At 75.0% G+C, this 15,924-nt stretch carries 14 protein-coding genes; 7 read left to right on the top strand and 7 right to left on the bottom strand.

Annotation, left to right across the window (positions count from 1 at the left end):
• Nucleotides 1-23 precede the first annotated feature (23 nt).
• Nucleotides 24-1,280: a GAF domain-containing protein gene (locus ABZ956_RS12035; protein ID WP_361890820.1), complete on the bottom strand. Its 1,257-nt coding sequence runs from the start codon at nt 1,278-1,280 to the stop codon at nt 24-26.
• Nucleotides 1,281-1,513: 233 nt separating this feature from the next.
• Here ABZ956_RS12035 and ABZ956_RS12040 point away from each other — a divergent pair, with 233 nt between their 5' ends.
• The 4 genes from ABZ956_RS12040 to ABZ956_RS12055 all read left to right on the top strand — a co-directional run bounded on the left by ABZ956_RS12040 (nt 1,514) and on the right by ABZ956_RS12055 (nt 6,044).
• Nucleotides 1,514-2,698, top strand: a complete 1,185-nt coding sequence (locus ABZ956_RS12040; protein ID WP_361890822.1) for a YihY/virulence factor BrkB family protein — start codon at nt 1,514-1,516, stop codon at nt 2,696-2,698.
• Between the two features lie 156 nt (nt 2,699-2,854).
• The gene (gene rsgA, locus ABZ956_RS12045; RefSeq protein ID WP_361890824.1) at nt 2,855-3,952 is read left to right on the top strand and encodes a ribosome small subunit-dependent GTPase A; all 1,098 of its coding nucleotides are present in this window, start codon (nt 2,855-2,857) and stop codon (nt 3,950-3,952) included.
• A 90-nt stretch (nt 3,953-4,042) separates the two neighbouring features.
• Nucleotides 4,043-5,545: an AlkA N-terminal domain-containing protein gene (locus tag ABZ956_RS12050; RefSeq protein ID WP_361890827.1), complete on the top strand. Its 1,503-nt coding sequence runs from the start codon at nt 4,043-4,045 to the stop codon at nt 5,543-5,545.
• A 1-nt stretch (nt 5,546) separates the two neighbouring features.
• A complete protein-coding gene (locus ABZ956_RS12055; RefSeq protein WP_361890830.1) occupies nt 5,547-6,044 on the top strand; it encodes a methylated-DNA--[protein]-cysteine S-methyltransferase in 498 nt (165 codons plus the stop codon).
• Between the two features lie 18 nt (nt 6,045-6,062).
• Here the strand turns inward: ABZ956_RS12055 and ABZ956_RS12060 are convergent, their stop codons facing one another.
• Nucleotides 6,063-6,776, bottom strand: coding sequence for a winged helix-turn-helix transcriptional regulator (locus ABZ956_RS12060; RefSeq protein WP_361890833.1), 714 nt, complete (start codon nt 6,774-6,776; stop codon nt 6,063-6,065).
• 111 nt (nt 6,777-6,887) lie between these two features.
• Between ABZ956_RS12060 and ABZ956_RS12065 the strand changes: the two genes are divergently transcribed.
• Nucleotides 6,888-8,696, top strand: coding sequence for a protein phosphatase 2C domain-containing protein (locus tag ABZ956_RS12065; protein ID WP_361890836.1), 1,809 nt, complete (start codon nt 6,888-6,890; stop codon nt 8,694-8,696).
• A 40-nt stretch (nt 8,697-8,736) separates the two neighbouring features.
• Here the strand turns inward: ABZ956_RS12065 and ABZ956_RS12070 are convergent, their stop codons facing one another.
• Complete coding sequence (locus ABZ956_RS12070) at nt 8,737-9,282, bottom strand: DinB family protein (protein ID WP_361890839.1); 546 nt, start codon at nt 9,280-9,282, stop codon at nt 8,737-8,739.
• A gap of 213 nt (nt 9,283-9,495) precedes the next feature.
• Here ABZ956_RS12070 and ABZ956_RS12075 point away from each other — a divergent pair, with 213 nt between their 5' ends.
• Nucleotides 9,496-10,053 carry an ATP-binding protein gene (locus ABZ956_RS12075; RefSeq protein ID WP_361890842.1) on the top strand — a complete coding sequence of 186 codons (558 nt, stop codon included), beginning with the start codon at nt 9,496-9,498 and terminating at the stop codon, nt 10,051-10,053.
• 35 nt (nt 10,054-10,088) lie between these two features.
• Here the strand turns inward: ABZ956_RS12075 and ABZ956_RS12080 are convergent, their stop codons facing one another.
• A complete protein-coding gene (locus ABZ956_RS12080; RefSeq protein ID WP_361890845.1) occupies nt 10,089-11,147 on the bottom strand; it encodes a DUF2637 domain-containing protein in 1,059 nt (352 codons plus the stop codon).
• Between the two features lie 194 nt (nt 11,148-11,341).
• A complete protein-coding gene (locus ABZ956_RS12085) occupies nt 11,342-12,187 on the bottom strand; it encodes a (2Fe-2S)-binding protein (RefSeq protein ID WP_361890848.1) in 846 nt (281 codons plus the stop codon).
• Between the two features lie 117 nt (nt 12,188-12,304).
• On the opposite strand from ABZ956_RS12085, the gene ABZ956_RS12090 reads away from it, so the two are divergent.
• Nucleotides 12,305-13,057 (top strand): GntR family transcriptional regulator, encoded by a 753-nt coding sequence (locus ABZ956_RS12090; protein WP_361890851.1) that lies wholly within the window; start codon nt 12,305-12,307, stop codon nt 13,055-13,057.
• Between the two features lie 72 nt (nt 13,058-13,129).
• Here ABZ956_RS12090 and ABZ956_RS12095 read toward each other — a convergent pair whose 3' ends face one another.
• Nucleotides 13,130-13,915, bottom strand: a complete 786-nt coding sequence (locus tag ABZ956_RS12095; RefSeq protein ID WP_361890853.1) for a hypothetical protein — start codon at nt 13,913-13,915, stop codon at nt 13,130-13,132.
• A gap of 224 nt (nt 13,916-14,139) precedes the next feature.
• Complete coding sequence (locus tag ABZ956_RS12100) at nt 14,140-15,819, bottom strand: PucR family transcriptional regulator ligand-binding domain-containing protein (protein WP_361890856.1); 1,680 nt, start codon at nt 15,817-15,819, stop codon at nt 14,140-14,142.
• Between the last annotated feature and the right edge of the window lie 105 nt (nt 15,820-15,924).

Below are 15,924 nucleotides of genomic sequence, written 5' to 3' on the forward strand. Positions count from 1 at the left end.
CGAAGCCAACCACGGTCGCCGCCCTAATCCGTCGCCGGCCCCCGCCGCGCCGCCACCACCGCCGGCGCCGTGGAGGCGGGCAGCAGGTCCCCGGCCTGGCGTGGTGCCAGCAGCCGGACCTCCAGGCCGTCGGCGAAGCGGTACGGGCGGTGGCTGAGCACCCCCGCCAGCGTGCGCCGTATCCGCGACAGCTCCGCCCGCACCGTCACCGTGCGCGTCGGGTCGCCGAACAGATCCGCCGCCAGCTCCGCGGCCGTCCGCCCGGCCGGGTGCCGGGCCAGCACGTACAGCAGCTCCGCGTGGCGCGGGCTGAGCTCGTGCGACCAATCGCCCGCCGCGCCGCAGACGGTGACCGTCCACTCGCGGGGCCGGCGCAGGTCCAGCACCAGCCGGCTCGGCGGGGCGTCCTCGCCCCGGCCCTCCTCCAGCCGCACCAGCCAGCCGTCCGGCAGGGGTTCGAGCAGGCACGGCCCCAGCGAGGGCAGCCACACCCGGCCGGGGCGCACGGACCGGGGCAGCACCACCCGGCCGACGGGGGCCATGCCCGTCACCGCCGCCGTCCAGCCGTCCCGGTCCACGGCCAGCGCCCGGCCGGGCAGCCGCGCCAGCATCGGCGCGGCGACCGTGCGCAGCCGGTCCACGGACTCCCAGTGCCGGGCGCGCAGCTCCGCCTCGCCCACCTTGGCGACGGCGGTCACCAGCGCCAGCGTCGCCGGATTGAACGCGGGCGCCGGCCCGCTGACGTTCAGCACCCCCAGCAGCCGCCCGTCGCGCGGATCGTGCAACGGCGCCGCCGCGCACGTCCAGGCGTGATGGGAGCGGACGAAGTGCTCCGCGGAGTGCACCTGCACCGGCCGGCGCTCCACCAGCGCCAGCCCGATGCCGTTGGTGCCCACCAGCTCCTCAGTCCAGGAGGCCCCCACCTCGAAGCCCAGCCGGTCGGCGGATCTGCGCACCCCCGCGCTGCCCTCCCGCCACAGCACCCGGCCCTCCGTGTCCGTGACGGCGATCAGGTGCCGCACGGCGTCGGCCGCCTCCAGCAGCCCCTCGCGCAATTGCGGTAACAGCTCGCCCAGCGGGGAGGTGTGGCGGCGGTGCTCCACCTCCTCGGCCGAGATCAGCGGGACCGGCCGCCCGTTGTCCGGGTCCACGCCGTGGCGGCGCACACGGTGCCACGACTGTCCGATCACCGGCCTGGGCCGCGCCGGGGGTCGCGAGCCGGCGAGGGCCGCCTCCCGGATGGCGGGAAGCAGCCCCGCGTCGATTGGTATGCGCTTCACGCTGCAATGGTGCCCGGCGGAGGGCTCTCCGCGCCGGGGCATCGGCGATATTGCAACGCGATGCAACCATTGCGAGCGCACCCGCTCCGGGCGGAGGCTGACGTCGAGCGGCCGGAGGGTGGTGCCGAGTCGGCGCAGCACCACCCTCCGCGGCCTCCCACCAGCGGTGTCCGTGCCTCCGCCCGCCGGGCCGCCGGATGAACCGACCCGCCCGCGGCCGATACGGTTAGGGCGTGCAGGCAGCAAAAGAACATTCGGCCCGGCAGGTCGGCCGGCTCCACAGGGCCAGGGCTCTGTACCGAAATGTCTCCAAACGCAGGATGACGTGGCTGCTCCTGAAGGACACCGTCAACTCCTGCATGGAGTACCGCGTCACCGGCCTCGCCGCCGAAGCCGCCTTCTTCACCCTGCTGTCGTTGCCGCCGCTGCTGCTCGGCCTCCTCGGCCTGCTCCGCTACCTCGACGACTGGACCGGCACCGACACCATCGGCGCCATCCAGCAGAACATCCTCACCGCCTCCGCGGCGGTCCTGTCGGAGAAGGGCACCGAGGAGATCGCCCAGCCCCTGGTGCGGGAGGTCATCAAGCTCGGCCGCCCGGATTTGATCTCGGTCGGCTTCGCCGTCGCCCTGTGGTCCGGCTCCCGGGCCGTGAACGTCTTCGTCGACACCATCACGATCATGTACGGGCTGGAGGGCAAGCGCGGCATCGTCAAGACCAGGCTGCTGGCCTTCCTCCTCTATGTCGTGGCGCTCGTCGTCGGGGCGGTCGCCCTGCCGCTGATGGTGGCCGGGCCCGAGGCCGTCGTCGACATCGTGCCGTGGAGCGCGGACGTCGTGCGGTTCCTGTACTGGCCCGTCGTCATCGTCCTGTCCATCGCCTTCCTCACCACCCTCTACCACGTGTCCGTACCGGTGCGCTCGCCCTGGGCCGAGGACATCCCCGGAGCGCTCGTCGCCCTGGGCATGTGGGTGCTCGGCAGCTTCCTGCTGCGCCTGTACCTGACGCACACGGTCGAAGGCGTCACGATCTACGGCTCCCTGGCCGCCCCCGTCGCCGTACTGCTGTGGATCGGGGTCTCCGCCTTCGCGGTGCTCGTCGGCGCCGCGGTCAACGCCGCGCTGGACCGCGTCTGGCCGTCGGTCGCCACCGCCGCCGCCCGCGCCGAGGTCGACCGCCAGCGCGAGGCCGCCGCGGCCCAGGCGGCCGCCGAACGCGCCGCGCTGGCGCTGGTGCACGAGCTCGAGGACGACCCCTTCGAGGAGCCCGTGGACGACGGCGTCATGGGCCAGGACCGCGAACCCCCCTCGGAATTCCCCGAGCGCTGGGCCCAGTTCCTGCCGCACGACGACGTCCGCTCCCGCATCCAGAAGCCCGACTACCAGCCCAAACACGCCAAGCCGACCCGGCGGGAGTAAAAAAACCCTTGGCGAGGGGGCACCTGGCCCCCCTACGATCGCCGCACCAGTACAAGGTCCCCACAGGAGGTGAGTACGCGATGACTGTCACGGCAACGGGCACCGCCCGCACTCGGAAGCAGATTCATTCCACCTCCCTCCCGAAGGACCACAGTCTTGTCCGAGCTCAACGCCGCACACCCCCTCACCGCCTACGGCTGGGACGCGGGGTTCGCTGACAGCTTCGCCCCGCACGCCGCCGACGGCCTCGTGCCCGGGCGGATCGTCCGCGTCGACCGCGGCCGCTGCGACCTCGTCGTCCCCGACGGCGACGGCGTCCGCACGGTCCTGGCCGACACCGCGCTCGTCACCACCGGCGACCCGCTGAACATCATGTGCACCGGCGACTGGGCCGTCGTCGACCCCGCCGGGGGATACGTACGGGCACTGCTGCCGCGCCGCACGGCCTTCGTACGGTCCACCTCCTCCAAGCGGTCCGAGGGCCAGGTCCTCGCCGCCAACGTCGACCACGCCGTCGTCGCCGTCTCGCTCGCCCTCGAGCTCGACCTCGGCCGGATCGAGCGGTTCCTGACCCTGGCCTGGGAGAGCGGCGCCGAGCCGCTCGTCGTCCTCACCAAGGCCGACCTCGTCCCCGGGCCCGACGTCCTGGGCCACCTGATCGCCGACACCGAGGCCGCTTCGCCGGGGGTACAGGTGCTGGCCGTCAGCGCCGAGACCGGTGAGGGCGTCGACGTCCTCGCCGCCGTGCTGGCCGGCGGCACCTCCGTGCTGCTCGGCCAGTCCGGCGCCGGCAAGTCCACCCTCGCCAACGCCCTCGTCGGCGAGGACGTCCAGGCCGTGCGGGCCGCGCGCGACCGGGACGGCAAGGGACGGCACACCACCACCACGCGCAACCTGCTGCCGCTGCCCGGCGGCGGCGTCCTCATCGACACCCCCGGGCTGCGCGGCGTGGGGCTGTGGGACGCCGAGGGCGGCGTCGCGCAGACCTTCTCCGAGATCGAAGCGCTCGCGGCCGACTGCCGCTTCCAGGACTGCGGCCACGCGTCCGAGCCGGGCTGCGCGGTCCTCGAGGCGGTCGCCGGCGGCGCACTGCCCCAGCGGCGCCTGGACAGCTACCGCAAGCTGCTCCGCGAGAACGCGCACATCGCGGCCCGCACCGACGCCCGGCTGCGGGCGGAGATGCGCCGCGAGTGGAAGCTGAAGGTGACCGCCGGACGGCACATCGCGGCCCACAAGAGGGGCGGCGCCCACTAGCCGGCCCCACACCATGGCCCTCGCCCCCGGGCGAGGGCCATGTCCGTTTTCCGCCAGTGACGACCCCGTGCGTGGCGCAGACTGGAACGCATGACGGACCTCGCGAGACAGCTCGACGACTCCCGCTACCAGGCGGTGAGCAGCCGGGACGCGCGCTTCGACGGAGAGTTCTACTTCGCCGTGGCCACCACCGGCATCTACTGCCGCCCGAGCTGCCCCGCCGTGACCCCCAAGCGCGTCAACGTGCGCTTCTACCCCTCGGCCGCGGCCGCCCAGGGCGCCGGCTTCCGCGCCTGCCGCCGCTGCCGGCCCGACGCCGCCCCCGGCTCCGCCGAGTGGAACGTACGGGCCGACCTGGCCGGCCGCGCGATGCGGCTGATCGGCGACGGAGTCGTCGACCGCGAAGGCGTCGAGGGCCTCGCCGACCGCCTCGGCTACAGCTCCCGCCATGTGCACCGCAGCCTCATCGGGGAACTGGGCGCGGGCCCCGTCGCCCTCGCGCGGAGCCGGCGGGCCCACACCGCGCGGGTGCTGCTCGAGACCACCGGCCTGCCGGTCACGGAGATCGCCTTCGCGGCGGGCTTCGCGAGCGTCAGGCAGTTCAACGACACGATCCGCGAGATCTACGCCCGCACCCCCAGCGAGCTGCGGGCCCGCCCCGCCCACCGGCGCACCGGCGACGGCGCGCCGGGCGGCATCCCGCTGCGGCTCGCCCACCGCGGACCCTACGCGGCCCGCCAGGTCTTCGACTTCCTCCAGCGCCGGGTCATCACCGGCATCGAGGAGATGGCCGGCGAGAGCGGCGCCCGCCGCTACCGCCGCACCCTGAGGCTGCCGTACGGCACCGGCGTCGCCGAGGTCCACGAACCGCGGCCCGCCGGCTCCCGGCGCGGCGACTGGCTCGACTGCCGCCTCCACCTCACCGACCCCCGCGACCTGTCGACGGCCGTGCAGCGCGTGCGACGGCTCTTCGACCTCGACGCGGACCCCTACGCCGTCGCCGAGCGGCTCGGCGCCGACCCCCGGCTGCGGCCCCTGGTCGCGGCCCGCCCGGGGCTGCGCTCGCCCGGCGCGGCGGACGCCGACGAACTGGCGGTACGGGCCGTGCTGGGCCAGCAGGTGTCGGTGGCCGCGGCCGCGCGGCTCGCGCGCACGCTCGTGGCCGCCTACGGAAAGCCGCTGGCCGCACCGGACGGCGCGCTCACCCATGTCTTCCCCGACCCCGGCACGCTGGCCGGCGCCGCCCTCGACGAGCTGGGCATGCCGGGCGCGCGCCGCCGCGCCCTGCGCACGCTCGCCGCGGCCCTGGCGGACGGCTCGGTCCGGCTCGACCCGGGCGCCGACCGGGACGCCGCCGAGCGCGACCTGCTCGCCCTGCCGGGCATCGGCCCCTGGACGGCCGGCTACATCCGGATGCGGGCGCTCGGCGACCCGGACGTCTTCCTGCCGGGCGACGCGGGCGTACGCCACGGGCTCGCCGCGCTCGGTGCCACCGCCGGCGACGCCCAGGGCTGGCGGCCCTGGCGCTCGTACGCCCTGCACCACCTGTGGAACGCCCCCGGGCACCTCCCGGACACCCCGAAGGACATCTGACATGCTCTACACCGACTTCGACAGCCCCCTCGGACGGCTGCTCCTGACCGGCCTCCCCTCGGCCACCGCTCCCGGCGGGACGGCCATCGCCTCCCTGTCCGTACCCGGGCAGAAGAACGCCCCGGCCACAGGCCCGGACTGGCGGCGCGACGACGGCGCGTTCGCGGAGGCACGACGGCAGCTCGCGGCCTACTTCGCGGGTCAGGCCCAGGGCTTCACCCTCGCCTACGCGGTCCAGGGCACCGAGTTCCGCCGGAAGGTGTGGGACGCGCTGGACGCCGTCCCGTACGGCGCCACCACCAGCTACGGCGCGCTGGCCGCCCGCATCGGCGCACCGTGCGCCGCCGTGCGCGCCGTGGGCGGGGCGATCGGAGCCAACCCGCTGCTCGTGCTGAGGCCCTGTCACCGGGTGATCGGCGCGGACGGCTCCCTCACCGGCTACGCGGGCGGCCTGGAGCGCAAGCGGCTGCTGCTCGCGCTGGAGAACAGCCCGCGGTGAGCCGTGCGGGCGGGCCCGTCAGCGGCGCGTGGTCCAGCCGTGCTCGGCGGCGTGCCAGCCCAGCTGCAGCCGGGTGGTCACCCCGGCGAGCTCCATCAGCCGCTTGACCCTGCGCTGGACGGTGCGCAGGCCGAGCCCGAGCTGCTTGGCCACGCTGGCGTCGGTCAGGCCGGCCAGCAGCAGCGCCAGCACCGCGAGGTCGGTGGCGTCGGGACCGGGCACGGCGCCCGCGCAGCCCGCGGCGGGCAGGCCGGGGCGCAGGGGGCGGCCCTCGTGCCAGACGTCCTCGAAGAGGTCGACCAGGCAGTTCAGCAGCCGGCCGTCGTGGACGACCAGGGCGGCGGCCCCGTCGGGGCCGCAGGGCAGGGGCAGCAGCGCGACCCGGCGGTCGGCGATGACCAGTTCGGCGGGTATGCGGTCGACCACCCGCAGGCGTCCGCCGCGCACACCGCCCGGCGCGAGGGCGGCAGGGTGTTCGACGACGGTGCGGTGGGGCACCGCGTGGGCGCCGTCCGGGACGGCGCCGCCGGGTCTTTGCGTCAACCCCCCGGCTCTGCCCGTCAACATGACGCACACCTCGTCCGCCGCGCTCAGCCACAGTCGCAGCAGCCGCCGGGCGACCGCTTCGGTGCCCGCCACCACCTCCACCGGATCCCCGCCGACGGGCCGCTCCACCCGCTTTTCCCCGTGTGCCGCCTGCCGGATGGTGTCCACACCTATGGAACCGAGCATCCGCGACTCCCTCCCCGTCCCCGTCACCGCGTTGCGACTCGGGACATCATCCCTGGGGTGGTGTTCGCCGTGCACTCTTCCTGAATGCCCCGCAGTGTGGACAATAAGGGCATGAGTCAGCAGGGGGACCAGTACGCCGAACAAGAGGACGCCTGGTGGCGCGAGTTGTACGGCAGGAGTGAACCCGACACGGGAGCGGTCGCCGGGGGCGACAGCCTCGACGAGAGATTCTCCTCCGCCTCGGCGGTGGTCGGGCCGGAACCGGCACGGCCGAGGGCGGAGCCCAAGCGGCCGCGCCCCGCCGAGCCGCCCGGCCGGCCCGACCAGCGCGTGCTGCCCGGGCCGCCGTCCGCCTCTCCGTCCGGGCTCTCGCCGGCCCTCTCGCGCGGGGTGCCGCGGCAGACCAAGCGCTGGGTGTCGCCCGCCAACGGCTCCCTGCCCGTCCCCGCCGACCCGGCGGCCGGCCGGCAGCCCCCGGCCCCGCCGCCCGCCGCCGGCCCTCCCGAACCGCGCCCGCCGCTGGGCCCGGACCGGATGCCCGAGGGACCGCCGCCCCCCGACCCCCGCACCCGGGTCTGCCCGCCGTCCCCGCCGGCGCCGGAAGCCGTCGATGTGCCGGAGGCCCCCCGGACCCCACAGGCCCCCCAGGCTCCGCGACCCCCGCGGGTACCGGAGGTGTCCGGGCCCGCCCGGGGCGACGCACGGCAGGCCAGGGCGGCGGGCCAGGCCCGTGACGCCGCGGAGGTGCGGGAAGAGATCGAGGTCAGGGAGGCCCGGGAAGTCACCGGTTTCACCGACGTCACCGGCTTCACGGACTTCACCGACCTCGCCGACTTCACGGACTTCGCGGACTTCGCGGAGTTTTCTGAAGCGGCCGGCGCCCTCGACACCACCGAGATGTCCGAGGTGCCCCCGCCCGTGCCCCCGTCCCGCCCCGCACCCGCGCGCAGGAACGGGACACGGCTGCGCGCGGCCGAGTACGTCGGCCGGCGGCCCCCCACCTACGAGGCCGAGCCGACCGCCTGGCCGCCCGCCGACCCCGGCGCGCTCGAGGACCTCGTGCCCGACACCGTGCTCGACGGCGCGCGCTACGGCGCCATGGTCCTGCGGGCCGTCTCGCTGCGCGGCGACTCCGCGCGCTACCGGGGCGAGCCCCGCCGCGACGCCCTGCTCACCGCCCGGTTCGGCACCGGGGAGGACGCGCTGCTCCTCGTCGCCCTGGCGAGCGGCGCCCGCGCCGCGGAGGGCGCCCACCGCGCGGCACGCGAGGTCTGCGAGTGGATCGGCGGCGCGGTGGGGCGCAGCCATGCCCGGCTCGCCGAGGACATCCACGCGGGCCGCCGCGACGAGCTGAAGTCCGGGCTGCACCGGCTGACCGACCGCACCTACGGGCGGCTGCGCGTCCGCGCGGGCGAACTGGGCCTGCGCCCGGCCGAGTACACCGCGAGCCTGCGGTGTCTGCTGCTGCCCGCCGATGTCCGCTGCCGCACCCGCGTCTTCTTCGGCGTCGGCGTGGGCGGCCTCTTCCGGCTGCGCGACGGCTCCTGGCAGGACCTGGACCCGGAGCCGCACGAACCGGACCCCACGGGCGAGCCCGTCGCCGGCTACGGCGCCGGTGACCGGATCACCGTGGACCTGGGCATCCCCACCCCCGGCATCACCCCCGTCATAGACCCCGCCGAAGTCCCCAGCGAACCCTTCCGCTTCCGGGCGTCGATCGCGCGGCCCGGCGACGCCCTGCTGCTGTGCACCGCGGGCCTGGCCGACCCCCTGCGCGGCGAGCCGGAACTGGGCGTCCGGCTCGCCGAGCGGTGGGCGCGCGAGGAGCCGCCGGGGCTCGCCGAGTACCTCGCGGACGTCCAGCTGCGCGTGAAGGGCTACGCCGACGACCGCAGCGCCTGCACCGTCTGGGAGGGATAGCCGGCGACCCCCTGGGCACGAGCCCCGGGCGCGGTGGCGCTCAGAACCCCGTGGCGCCGTCGACGCGCTCGCGGAGCAGGTCGGCATGGCCGTTGTGCCGGGCGTACTCGGCTATGAGCTTGACCAGGACGACCCGCAGCGAGATGGGCTGCCCGGTCGCGACGATCCGGCCCGTGTCCTCCAGCGACGGCGTGGCGGCGACGATCTCACGGGACCGCTCGCACTCCGCCCGCCACACCGCGAGGGCCTCGGCGGGGTCGCCGTCCAGCGCGTCGAAGTCCTGGTCCGGATCGTCGTCCGCATAGTAGAGATCCGGCACGTCCTCACCGGCGAACTGAGTGCGGAACCACCAGCGTTCCACGCCCGCCAGGTGCCGGATCAGTCCGTGCAGGCTCATGCCGGAGGGCGGCACGCCCTTGTCGGAGAGGCGCTCCGCGGGAACACCCGAGCATTTGAGCGCGAACGTCTCACGGTGCCAGTCGAGGAAGGCGGTGAGCACTTCGCGCTCACTGCCGATCGTGGGCAGATCGGGACGGGATCCTTCCGGCCAGGCCGGGGCGTAGTTCTCCACGGGAATCTCGGTCATGCGGCGAGTCTCGCAGGGGGCACTGACATTCGGTGCCGGCGCCCGCCGCGGGGCGCCTGGCAGCTCCGTGCGAAAGGCACAAGATGCGCCTCCATGCCGGTCATATAACCATGTTGATACGTCAACAGGCGTCGATTCACCTGGCGCGGGGCATGCACTTGCCGTGAGCCTGTTCGATGCCGGGGCGCCGGGGAGGGGTCGGGGCGGCGAAGGATGAAGCGGCGGACTGCACACTGGGTGGGCGCGGAGCGGCGCGAGGGCAGCGGAGGGTCCGCCGAGGGGATCGCTCAGGAGGCGACGGGGGAAAGCGATCCGGCGGCCCCGGGGCGGTGCTGGGAGAGACGGCTCCGGCGCAAGGAGCTGGCGGCCGTCGCGGACGTGCGCTCGGGGCTGCGCGAACTGCTCGCCCGGTGGGGCGGGCCCGGGCGGGCGGACACCGCCGAGCTCCTGGTGAGCGAGCTGGTGACCAACGCGCTCATGCACACCGACGGCGCGGCGGTGGTCACGGCCAGGCTCGTCGGCGGCCCGGAAGCGCCCGAGAAGGGCCGGCTGCGCGTGGAGGTGCGGGACTTCCTCTCCCGGCACCCGACGCTGCGCCCGCCCCCGGCCGGCTCCCCCCACGACAACGGCGCCGGCCCCGCGGGGCCGGAGGTGACCGCCACCTCGGGGCGCGGCCTGCTGCTGGTGCACGCCCTGGCGGACGGCTGGGGGGTGCGGGCCCACGGGGTGGGCAAGGCCGTGTGGTTCGAGCTGGACGCGCAAGAGCCCTGAGCCGGTCGCGTGCGACGGCTCAGGGCTCTAGGGCGTCAGCCGAACTGGCGCTCGATCTGGGCCAGTTTGGCCTCCAGCGAGTCGAGTCGCGGGATGGCCTGGGTATCGTCCTCGGCGGTCAGGTCGATGGGGTCTGGCTTGCCCACCGCCTGTAGTGGGCGGGAGCGTACCGGAAGCTGACCCGGCTCGACTATGGAGGGCTCCGACCCCGCTTGCGAGCCGATCTGGGCGGGTTGCGCGGCCGACGGCATGGCGGGCCCGGTGACCTCGACCTGCCGGCCGCCGCGGCTGCGGCCCCACACGCGGTGCTGCCGGTTGTACGCCTTGATGCGGGCCCGTTCCAGCTTGCCCGCCTCCCTGCGGCGCATCCGGTGCTGTGCTTGCTGACGTTTGTCCTCGCGGACCTCCTCCACGGCTTCGTCCAGCGTGCGTACCCCCTCGAGGAGCATCAGCGACCAGGCGCCGAAGGTCTCGCGCGGCGCCCGCAGCCAGCGCACTATGCGGATCTGGGGCAGGGGGCGCGGTACGAGCCCCTGTTCGCGCAGCGCGGCCCGGCGCGTCTGCTTGAGCGCCCGGTCGAAGAGCACCGCCGCCGACAGCGACATGCCGGCGAAGAACTGCGGCGCCCCCGCGTGGTCCAGGCCCCTCGGGGCGTGCACCCAGTTGAACCAGGCCGCCGCGCCCGCGAACGTCCACACCAGCAGCCGGGAGCCGAGCGCGGCATCGCCGTGACTCGCCTCGCGCACCGCCAGTACCGAGCAGAACATCGCCGCACCGTCGAGACCGAAGGGCACCAGGTATTCCCAGCCGTCCGTCAGTCCCAGATTCTGCTGGCCGAATCCGACCAGCCCATGGAAGGACAGGGCCGCGGCGACCGCGGCGCAGCAGAAGAGAAGTACGTACGAGGCGCTGCCATAAATGGCCTCTTTGCGGCGTCTGCGCTCCTCATTGCGTTCCCAGGAGTCCGTGCCGGCCGCTGTGTCCTCCGAGCCGGATTGCCGGCCGCGCGCGTACACCGTCACCGCCACGACTGCCCCGATGAGTGCCACGGCACTGGGGAGCACCCAATTCAGCGGTATGTCGGTCACTCTCATCTTGCGTCCCTTGCGTGCAGTACGGTTTCGCGCGCCATCCTGACGGAATCCGGCCGGACGCCAAGGGGTTTCGCAGCAACTCACCGCGAATGGACGGCAAGGATATACGGAGAGCGACGATGAATTTCGAACGCCCCTCAGGGAAAAGGTCATTGAGTTCTATTCAATCCACCTGATCGGGTGGCTTAGGCGATTCACTGCGCTGACAGCCGCTCCACGCGGTCGGCATCACTGGTGCGGGGGCAGGTGACGCAGGTGTCGTCGCGGCGCAGCGTGTAGAAGAAACAGCAGCTCGCGCGGTCGCGGGTGGGCCACGACTCGCCCCGGGGGCCGATCAGTTCGCGGAAGGCGGCGCCCCCGACGTACGGCGCCGTGGCGCCCGGCAGCAGCAGCCCCAGTTCGTGCCGCGCGCGCTCCTCCTCGCCGAGCAGCCGCCCCACGTGCCACAGGCCCTCGGCGACCTCGTCCGTCGCCATGCCCCACAGCGCCCGCGCCCCGCGCCGCATGCGCGGACGGAAGGCTTCCAGTACGGGCTCCAGGTGGGCGGCCACCGCCGCGCGCACCTCCGCCCGCAGCGCCTCGGCGTCCGGCAGCGGCCGGGCCCCCGGCAGCTCCGCGGCCGGGTCGCCGGGCAGGCAGGCGAATTCCGCGACGTCCGCGGTGATCCGCCCCGTGCTCCGGTGCAGCGACACGGCCCCGGCCGGCAGCCGGGGCACGCGCCGGTCCAGGAACCAGGGCAGGGTGATCAGCAGGCACGCGTGCCAGGCGTAGCGGTGCAGCCCGAACGAGGCGACGACGTCGGGGCGGGCCCGCTGCCCGTAGTCGCGCAGCACCTGCGCGTCGTCCCACGCGAGGAAGGCGTCGAGCTCGGCGCCGCCCGCCGCGAGCCCCGCCCCCGTCACCCAGCCCTCGCCGCGGCGGGGCGGTCCGGGCAGCACGGTCACCGTCGGGAGGACCTCCGTGAGCCGGGCGTAGGCGGCTGCGAAGGGGGCGGCGGCCGGGAGGCCGTACGAGAGCGGGGCAGCCGAGGCAGCGGACATGCGAGGGACCACCGAATCTCGATCGTTAACAGGTAAGGCTTACCTTACCCGTGCTGCCCGGGGTTTGAACTGCGGGAGGGGCCGCCTATGGTTCCGATGGACACCAGGAGGACCCCAATGGAGCAGTGCAGACCCAACGGCACCACAGCACGGCCGCCCGCCGCGGTCCCGGCACAGCCCACGTCGTCCGCGCGGGGGGAGCACACCCACGACGCGAGCGAGTACGACTACGGCCGCGCGGCCCGGCCCGCCCGCCGGGTCCCCCAGCGGTACTCCGTGCGGGGACAGGTGCTCGACGCGCTGCGCAAGGCGCTCGTCAGCGGGGAGCTCGTCCCCGGCGAGGTCTACTCCGGCCCCGCCCTCGGCGAGCGGTTCGGCGTCTCCGCCACGCCCGTCCGCGAGGCCATGCAGCAGCTGGCCCTCGAGGGCGCGGTCGAGGTCGTCCCCAACCGCGGCTTCCGCGTCACCAGCCGCACCCCGCGCGACGTGGCCGAGCTCGCCGAGGTCCGCGCGCTCCTCGAGGTCCCCGCCCTGCTGCGGATGGCCCGGACCGTGCCGGCCGCTCGCTGGTGCGAGCTGCGGCCCCTGGCCGAGACGGCGGCCGTCGTGGCCGCCGGCGGCGACCGGGCCGCGTACGCCGAGGCCGACCGGGCCTTCCACCGGGCGCTGTTCGCCCTGGGGGGCAACCAGCAACTGGTGCTCGTCGCGGACGAGTTGCACCGGCGGGCGCAGTGGGCCGCGCCCGGTGGGCGGGGCGAGGGGCTGGTGGCCGACGCCGCCGAGCATCTGCGACTGCTCGACGCGCTGGCCGCGCGGGACGTGGTGGCCGTGGAGGCCCTGGCCGCGAAGCACTGCGGAGCCTGCCCCTGACCTCCCCCGGCCACCGCCGGGAGGTGCCCCCACCCCGGCCACCGCTGGGAGGTTCCCCCTCACCCCCTCCCGTCAGGGGAGGCGTTTGGCCAGCCAGGCCGGGACGTCGCCCAGGAGACGGACCAGGCGGCGGGCCTCCTCGCGCAGGCGGGACGCCTCCTCCGCGTCCGGCAGGACCGCCGCCAGGGAGGCCAGCGCCGGGGCGATCCCGACCAGGTAGCCCAGTTCCTCCCGGATGCGCAGCGATTCGGCGAAGCCGTGCCGCGCCTCGGCGAGCTTGCCGTCGTGCTCGGCCATCGCCGCCACGTGCCGCCACGTGAACGACAGCAGCAGCTGGTGCCCATGGGACGCGGCGCCCGTGTGCGCCCGCTGGAAGGCCGCGGTCGCGTCGGACGGATTGTCGGACAGATGCTGGGCGATCAGGCCCCGCCGGAAGTCCAGCAGGGGCCGCGTCGGTGAGCGCGGCGTGAGCAGGGCCGCCGCGCGCCCCAGGGCGGACCGGGCCTCGTCGGCCCGGTCGCGTACCCCCAAAAGAGTGGACGCGTAGGCGAGGTGACCGCGTTCGCACGCCGCCGCCCCGCGCTCCTCGTCGTCCGTGGCCAGGGCCTCCGCCGCACGCAGGGAATCCTCGGCGGCCGCCCAGCCCTCGGACGTGAACACGCACCGTTCGATCAGGACCGCCGTCCGGCGCAGCGCCGGGCCGGCCTCGGCCGCCGCGCGCGGGGCGAGCAGCGCGGCCGCGTCGTCCCAGCAGGCCCGCGAGCGCAGCCGCCACACGGCACGTTCGAGCGGATCTTCCTCCAGCGGGTCCAGTGGTTTCCGTGGTCCTGGTGGCTCCGACAACCCAGAATTCCGCATGGCGGTGTCCGCCACAGTGCCCTCCCCAAGCGCGCCGTCGAGCTGGAAGCCTGCTCCGATCACAGCACGAAGGCACGGGCGCGGCCAAGGGTCAGGTGTGAACCAATTCACAAACCCGGGGGCCCGTGCGCCGAAGGGATGGCCGCCGACGCGCCCCGCGCCTCGTGGTGACGGGCGCAGGCTACCCAGGATCGAACCGCTCCATGAGCGCGTCCGACGCCCCCTCAGCTCATGCGCAGCGCCAGGAAGAAGTCCAGCTTGTCCTCGAGGCGGGAGAGATCACGGCCGGTCAGCTGCTCGATGCGGCCCACCCGGTACCGCAGCGTGTTCACATGCAGGTGCAGGCGGGTCGCGCAGCGCGTCCAGGAGCCGTCGCAGTCCAGGAACGCCTCCAGCGTCGGGATGAGCTCCGCGCGGTGCCGGCGGTCGTAGTCGCGCAGGGGGTCCAGCAGGCGGGCGGTGAAGGCGCGCCGGACGTCGTCCGGGACGAAGGGCAGCAGCAGCACGTGCGAGGCCAGCTCCTGGTGGCCCGCCGCGCAGACCCGGCCCGGGCGGGCGGCGGCGACGCGGCGGGCGTGCCGGGCCTCCTCCAGGGCGCCGCGCAGGCCCTCCGCCGAGTGGACGGCGGCGCTGACGCCGAAGGTCAGGCGCCCGTCGTCGGCGAGGCCCTGGGCGAGCGGGTCGCGGACGGCCGTCAGGAGCGTGTCGGCGTGCAGGCTGGGTACGGCCGGCTCCTCGGCACCGGTGAGCACGGCCGGCAGCGGCAAGAGGGCCACGGCCTCGTCGCCCGTATGGGCGACGGCGATGCGGTCGGAGGGCTCGGGGCCGGAGGTGTCGGGGTCGACCAGCACCTCCTCCAGCAGCGCCTGGGCCACCGGGCCGCCGGGGATGTCACCGCCCTCCCACTCGACGCGCGCCACGACGACCTGCCAGTGCGGGGCCGTGCCCAGCCCGGGCAGCAGCACCGGCGCGGCCACCCGCAGGCGGGCCGCGATCTCGGCGGGCGCGGCGCCCGCCTGGACCAGTTCGAGGACCTCCTGGGCGAGCCGGCGCCGCACCGTACGGGCCGCCTCCCGGCGGTCGCGCTCGACGGCGATCAGCTGGGTGACGCCGTGCAGCAGGTCGAGCCGCTCCTCGGGCCAGTCCCCGGCGTCCGCCTCGACGGCCAGCAGCCAGTCCGACAGCACCGTCTCGCGCACGTCCCGGGCGGACGCGGCCCGGCCGCTGCTGCGGACGGGGAACAGGGAGTACGTGCTCCCGGCCGCCGTCACCCGGTGCGGGCCGCGCCGGCCCGTGCGCGCGGCGGCCAGGTGCTCGCCCGCCAGGGCGGCGCCGACGGCGGCGGGCAGGCCGGGGCCGGAGTCCGCCAGCGAGGAGCCGGCGATCTGCCGGCCGGTGGGGGACAGCACCCAGGCCCGCAGGTCGAGGTCGGAGCCGAGCAGGTCCAGGACGACCTCCGGGCCGCCGCCCGCCGGGCCGCCCGTCATCAGACGGCGGTGGCGGTCCACGACGGCCGCCAGGTCGCCGGCCCGCTCGCTGGAGACCTGCCGCACGACGTGCTCGGTGATGGAGGCGAAGGAGACCTTCTCGTTCACCGAGAACAGCGGCATCCGGTGCCGGGCGCAGGCCTCGATGAGGTCGTCGGGCGTCGAGGCGATCTCCGCCTCGCCCGCGGCGAGCCCGGCCACGCCCGCGGCCGTCAGGATGCGGACGAACCGCTCGGAGTCCTCCGGCTCCCGCCGCCACGCGAGCCCGGTGAGCACCAGCTCGCCGCCGGAGAGGTAGCGGCTGGGGTCGCGCAGGTCGGTGGTCATCACGCCGCGCACGGTGCGGTCCAGCTCGTCCTCGCCGCCGAGCAGCCGAAGGCCCAGGGCATCGGTCTCCAGCAGTGCGCGCAGCCGCATCGTCGTCGCCGCCGATCTGTCTTCTTGTAACCAGTGGAATGCAGTGAGGTTTCTGAACCCCGTCTTTCGTTCGAATCTACAAGACCGGGGGCCTGGCCAGCCAAC

It is taken from the genome of Streptomyces sp. NPDC046261 (assembly GCF_040646235.1).
Taxonomy (GTDB): domain Bacteria; phylum Actinomycetota; class Actinomycetes; order Streptomycetales; family Streptomycetaceae; genus Streptomyces.

Excerpts from the sequence above, each read along its gene's own strand:
- ABZ956_RS12050 (WP_361890827.1), top strand. The coding sequence starts at position 4,043 with ATGACGGACCTCGCGAGACAGCTCGACGACTCCCGCTACCAGGCGGTG.
- ABZ956_RS12055 (WP_361890830.1), top strand. The coding sequence starts at position 5,547 with ATGCTCTACACCGACTTCGACAGCCCCCTCGGACGGCTGCTCCTGACC.
- ABZ956_RS12060 (WP_361890833.1), bottom strand. The coding sequence starts at position 6,776 with ATGCTCGGTTCCATAGGTGTGGACACCATCCGGCAGGCGGCACACGGG.
- ABZ956_RS12065 (WP_361890836.1), top strand. The coding sequence starts at position 6,888 with ATGAGTCAGCAGGGGGACCAGTACGCCGAACAAGAGGACGCCTGGTGG.
- ABZ956_RS12070 (WP_361890839.1), bottom strand. The coding sequence starts at position 9,282 with ATGACCGAGATTCCCGTGGAGAACTACGCCCCGGCCTGGCCGGAAGGA.
- ABZ956_RS12075 (WP_361890842.1), top strand. The coding sequence starts at position 9,496 with ATGAAGCGGCGGACTGCACACTGGGTGGGCGCGGAGCGGCGCGAGGGC.
- ABZ956_RS12080 (WP_361890845.1), bottom strand. The coding sequence starts at position 11,147 with ATGAGAGTGACCGACATACCGCTGAATTGGGTGCTCCCCAGTGCCGTG.
- ABZ956_RS12085 (WP_361890848.1), bottom strand. The coding sequence starts at position 12,187 with ATGTCCGCTGCCTCGGCTGCCCCGCTCTCGTACGGCCTCCCGGCCGCC.
- ABZ956_RS12090 (WP_361890851.1), top strand. The coding sequence starts at position 12,305 with ATGGAGCAGTGCAGACCCAACGGCACCACAGCACGGCCGCCCGCCGCG.
- ABZ956_RS12095 (WP_361890853.1), bottom strand. The coding sequence starts at position 13,915 with ATGCGGAATTCTGGGTTGTCGGAGCCACCAGGACCACGGAAACCACTG.
- ABZ956_RS12100 (WP_361890856.1), bottom strand. The coding sequence starts at position 15,819 with ATGCGGCTGCGCGCACTGCTGGAGACCGATGCCCTGGGCCTTCGGCTG.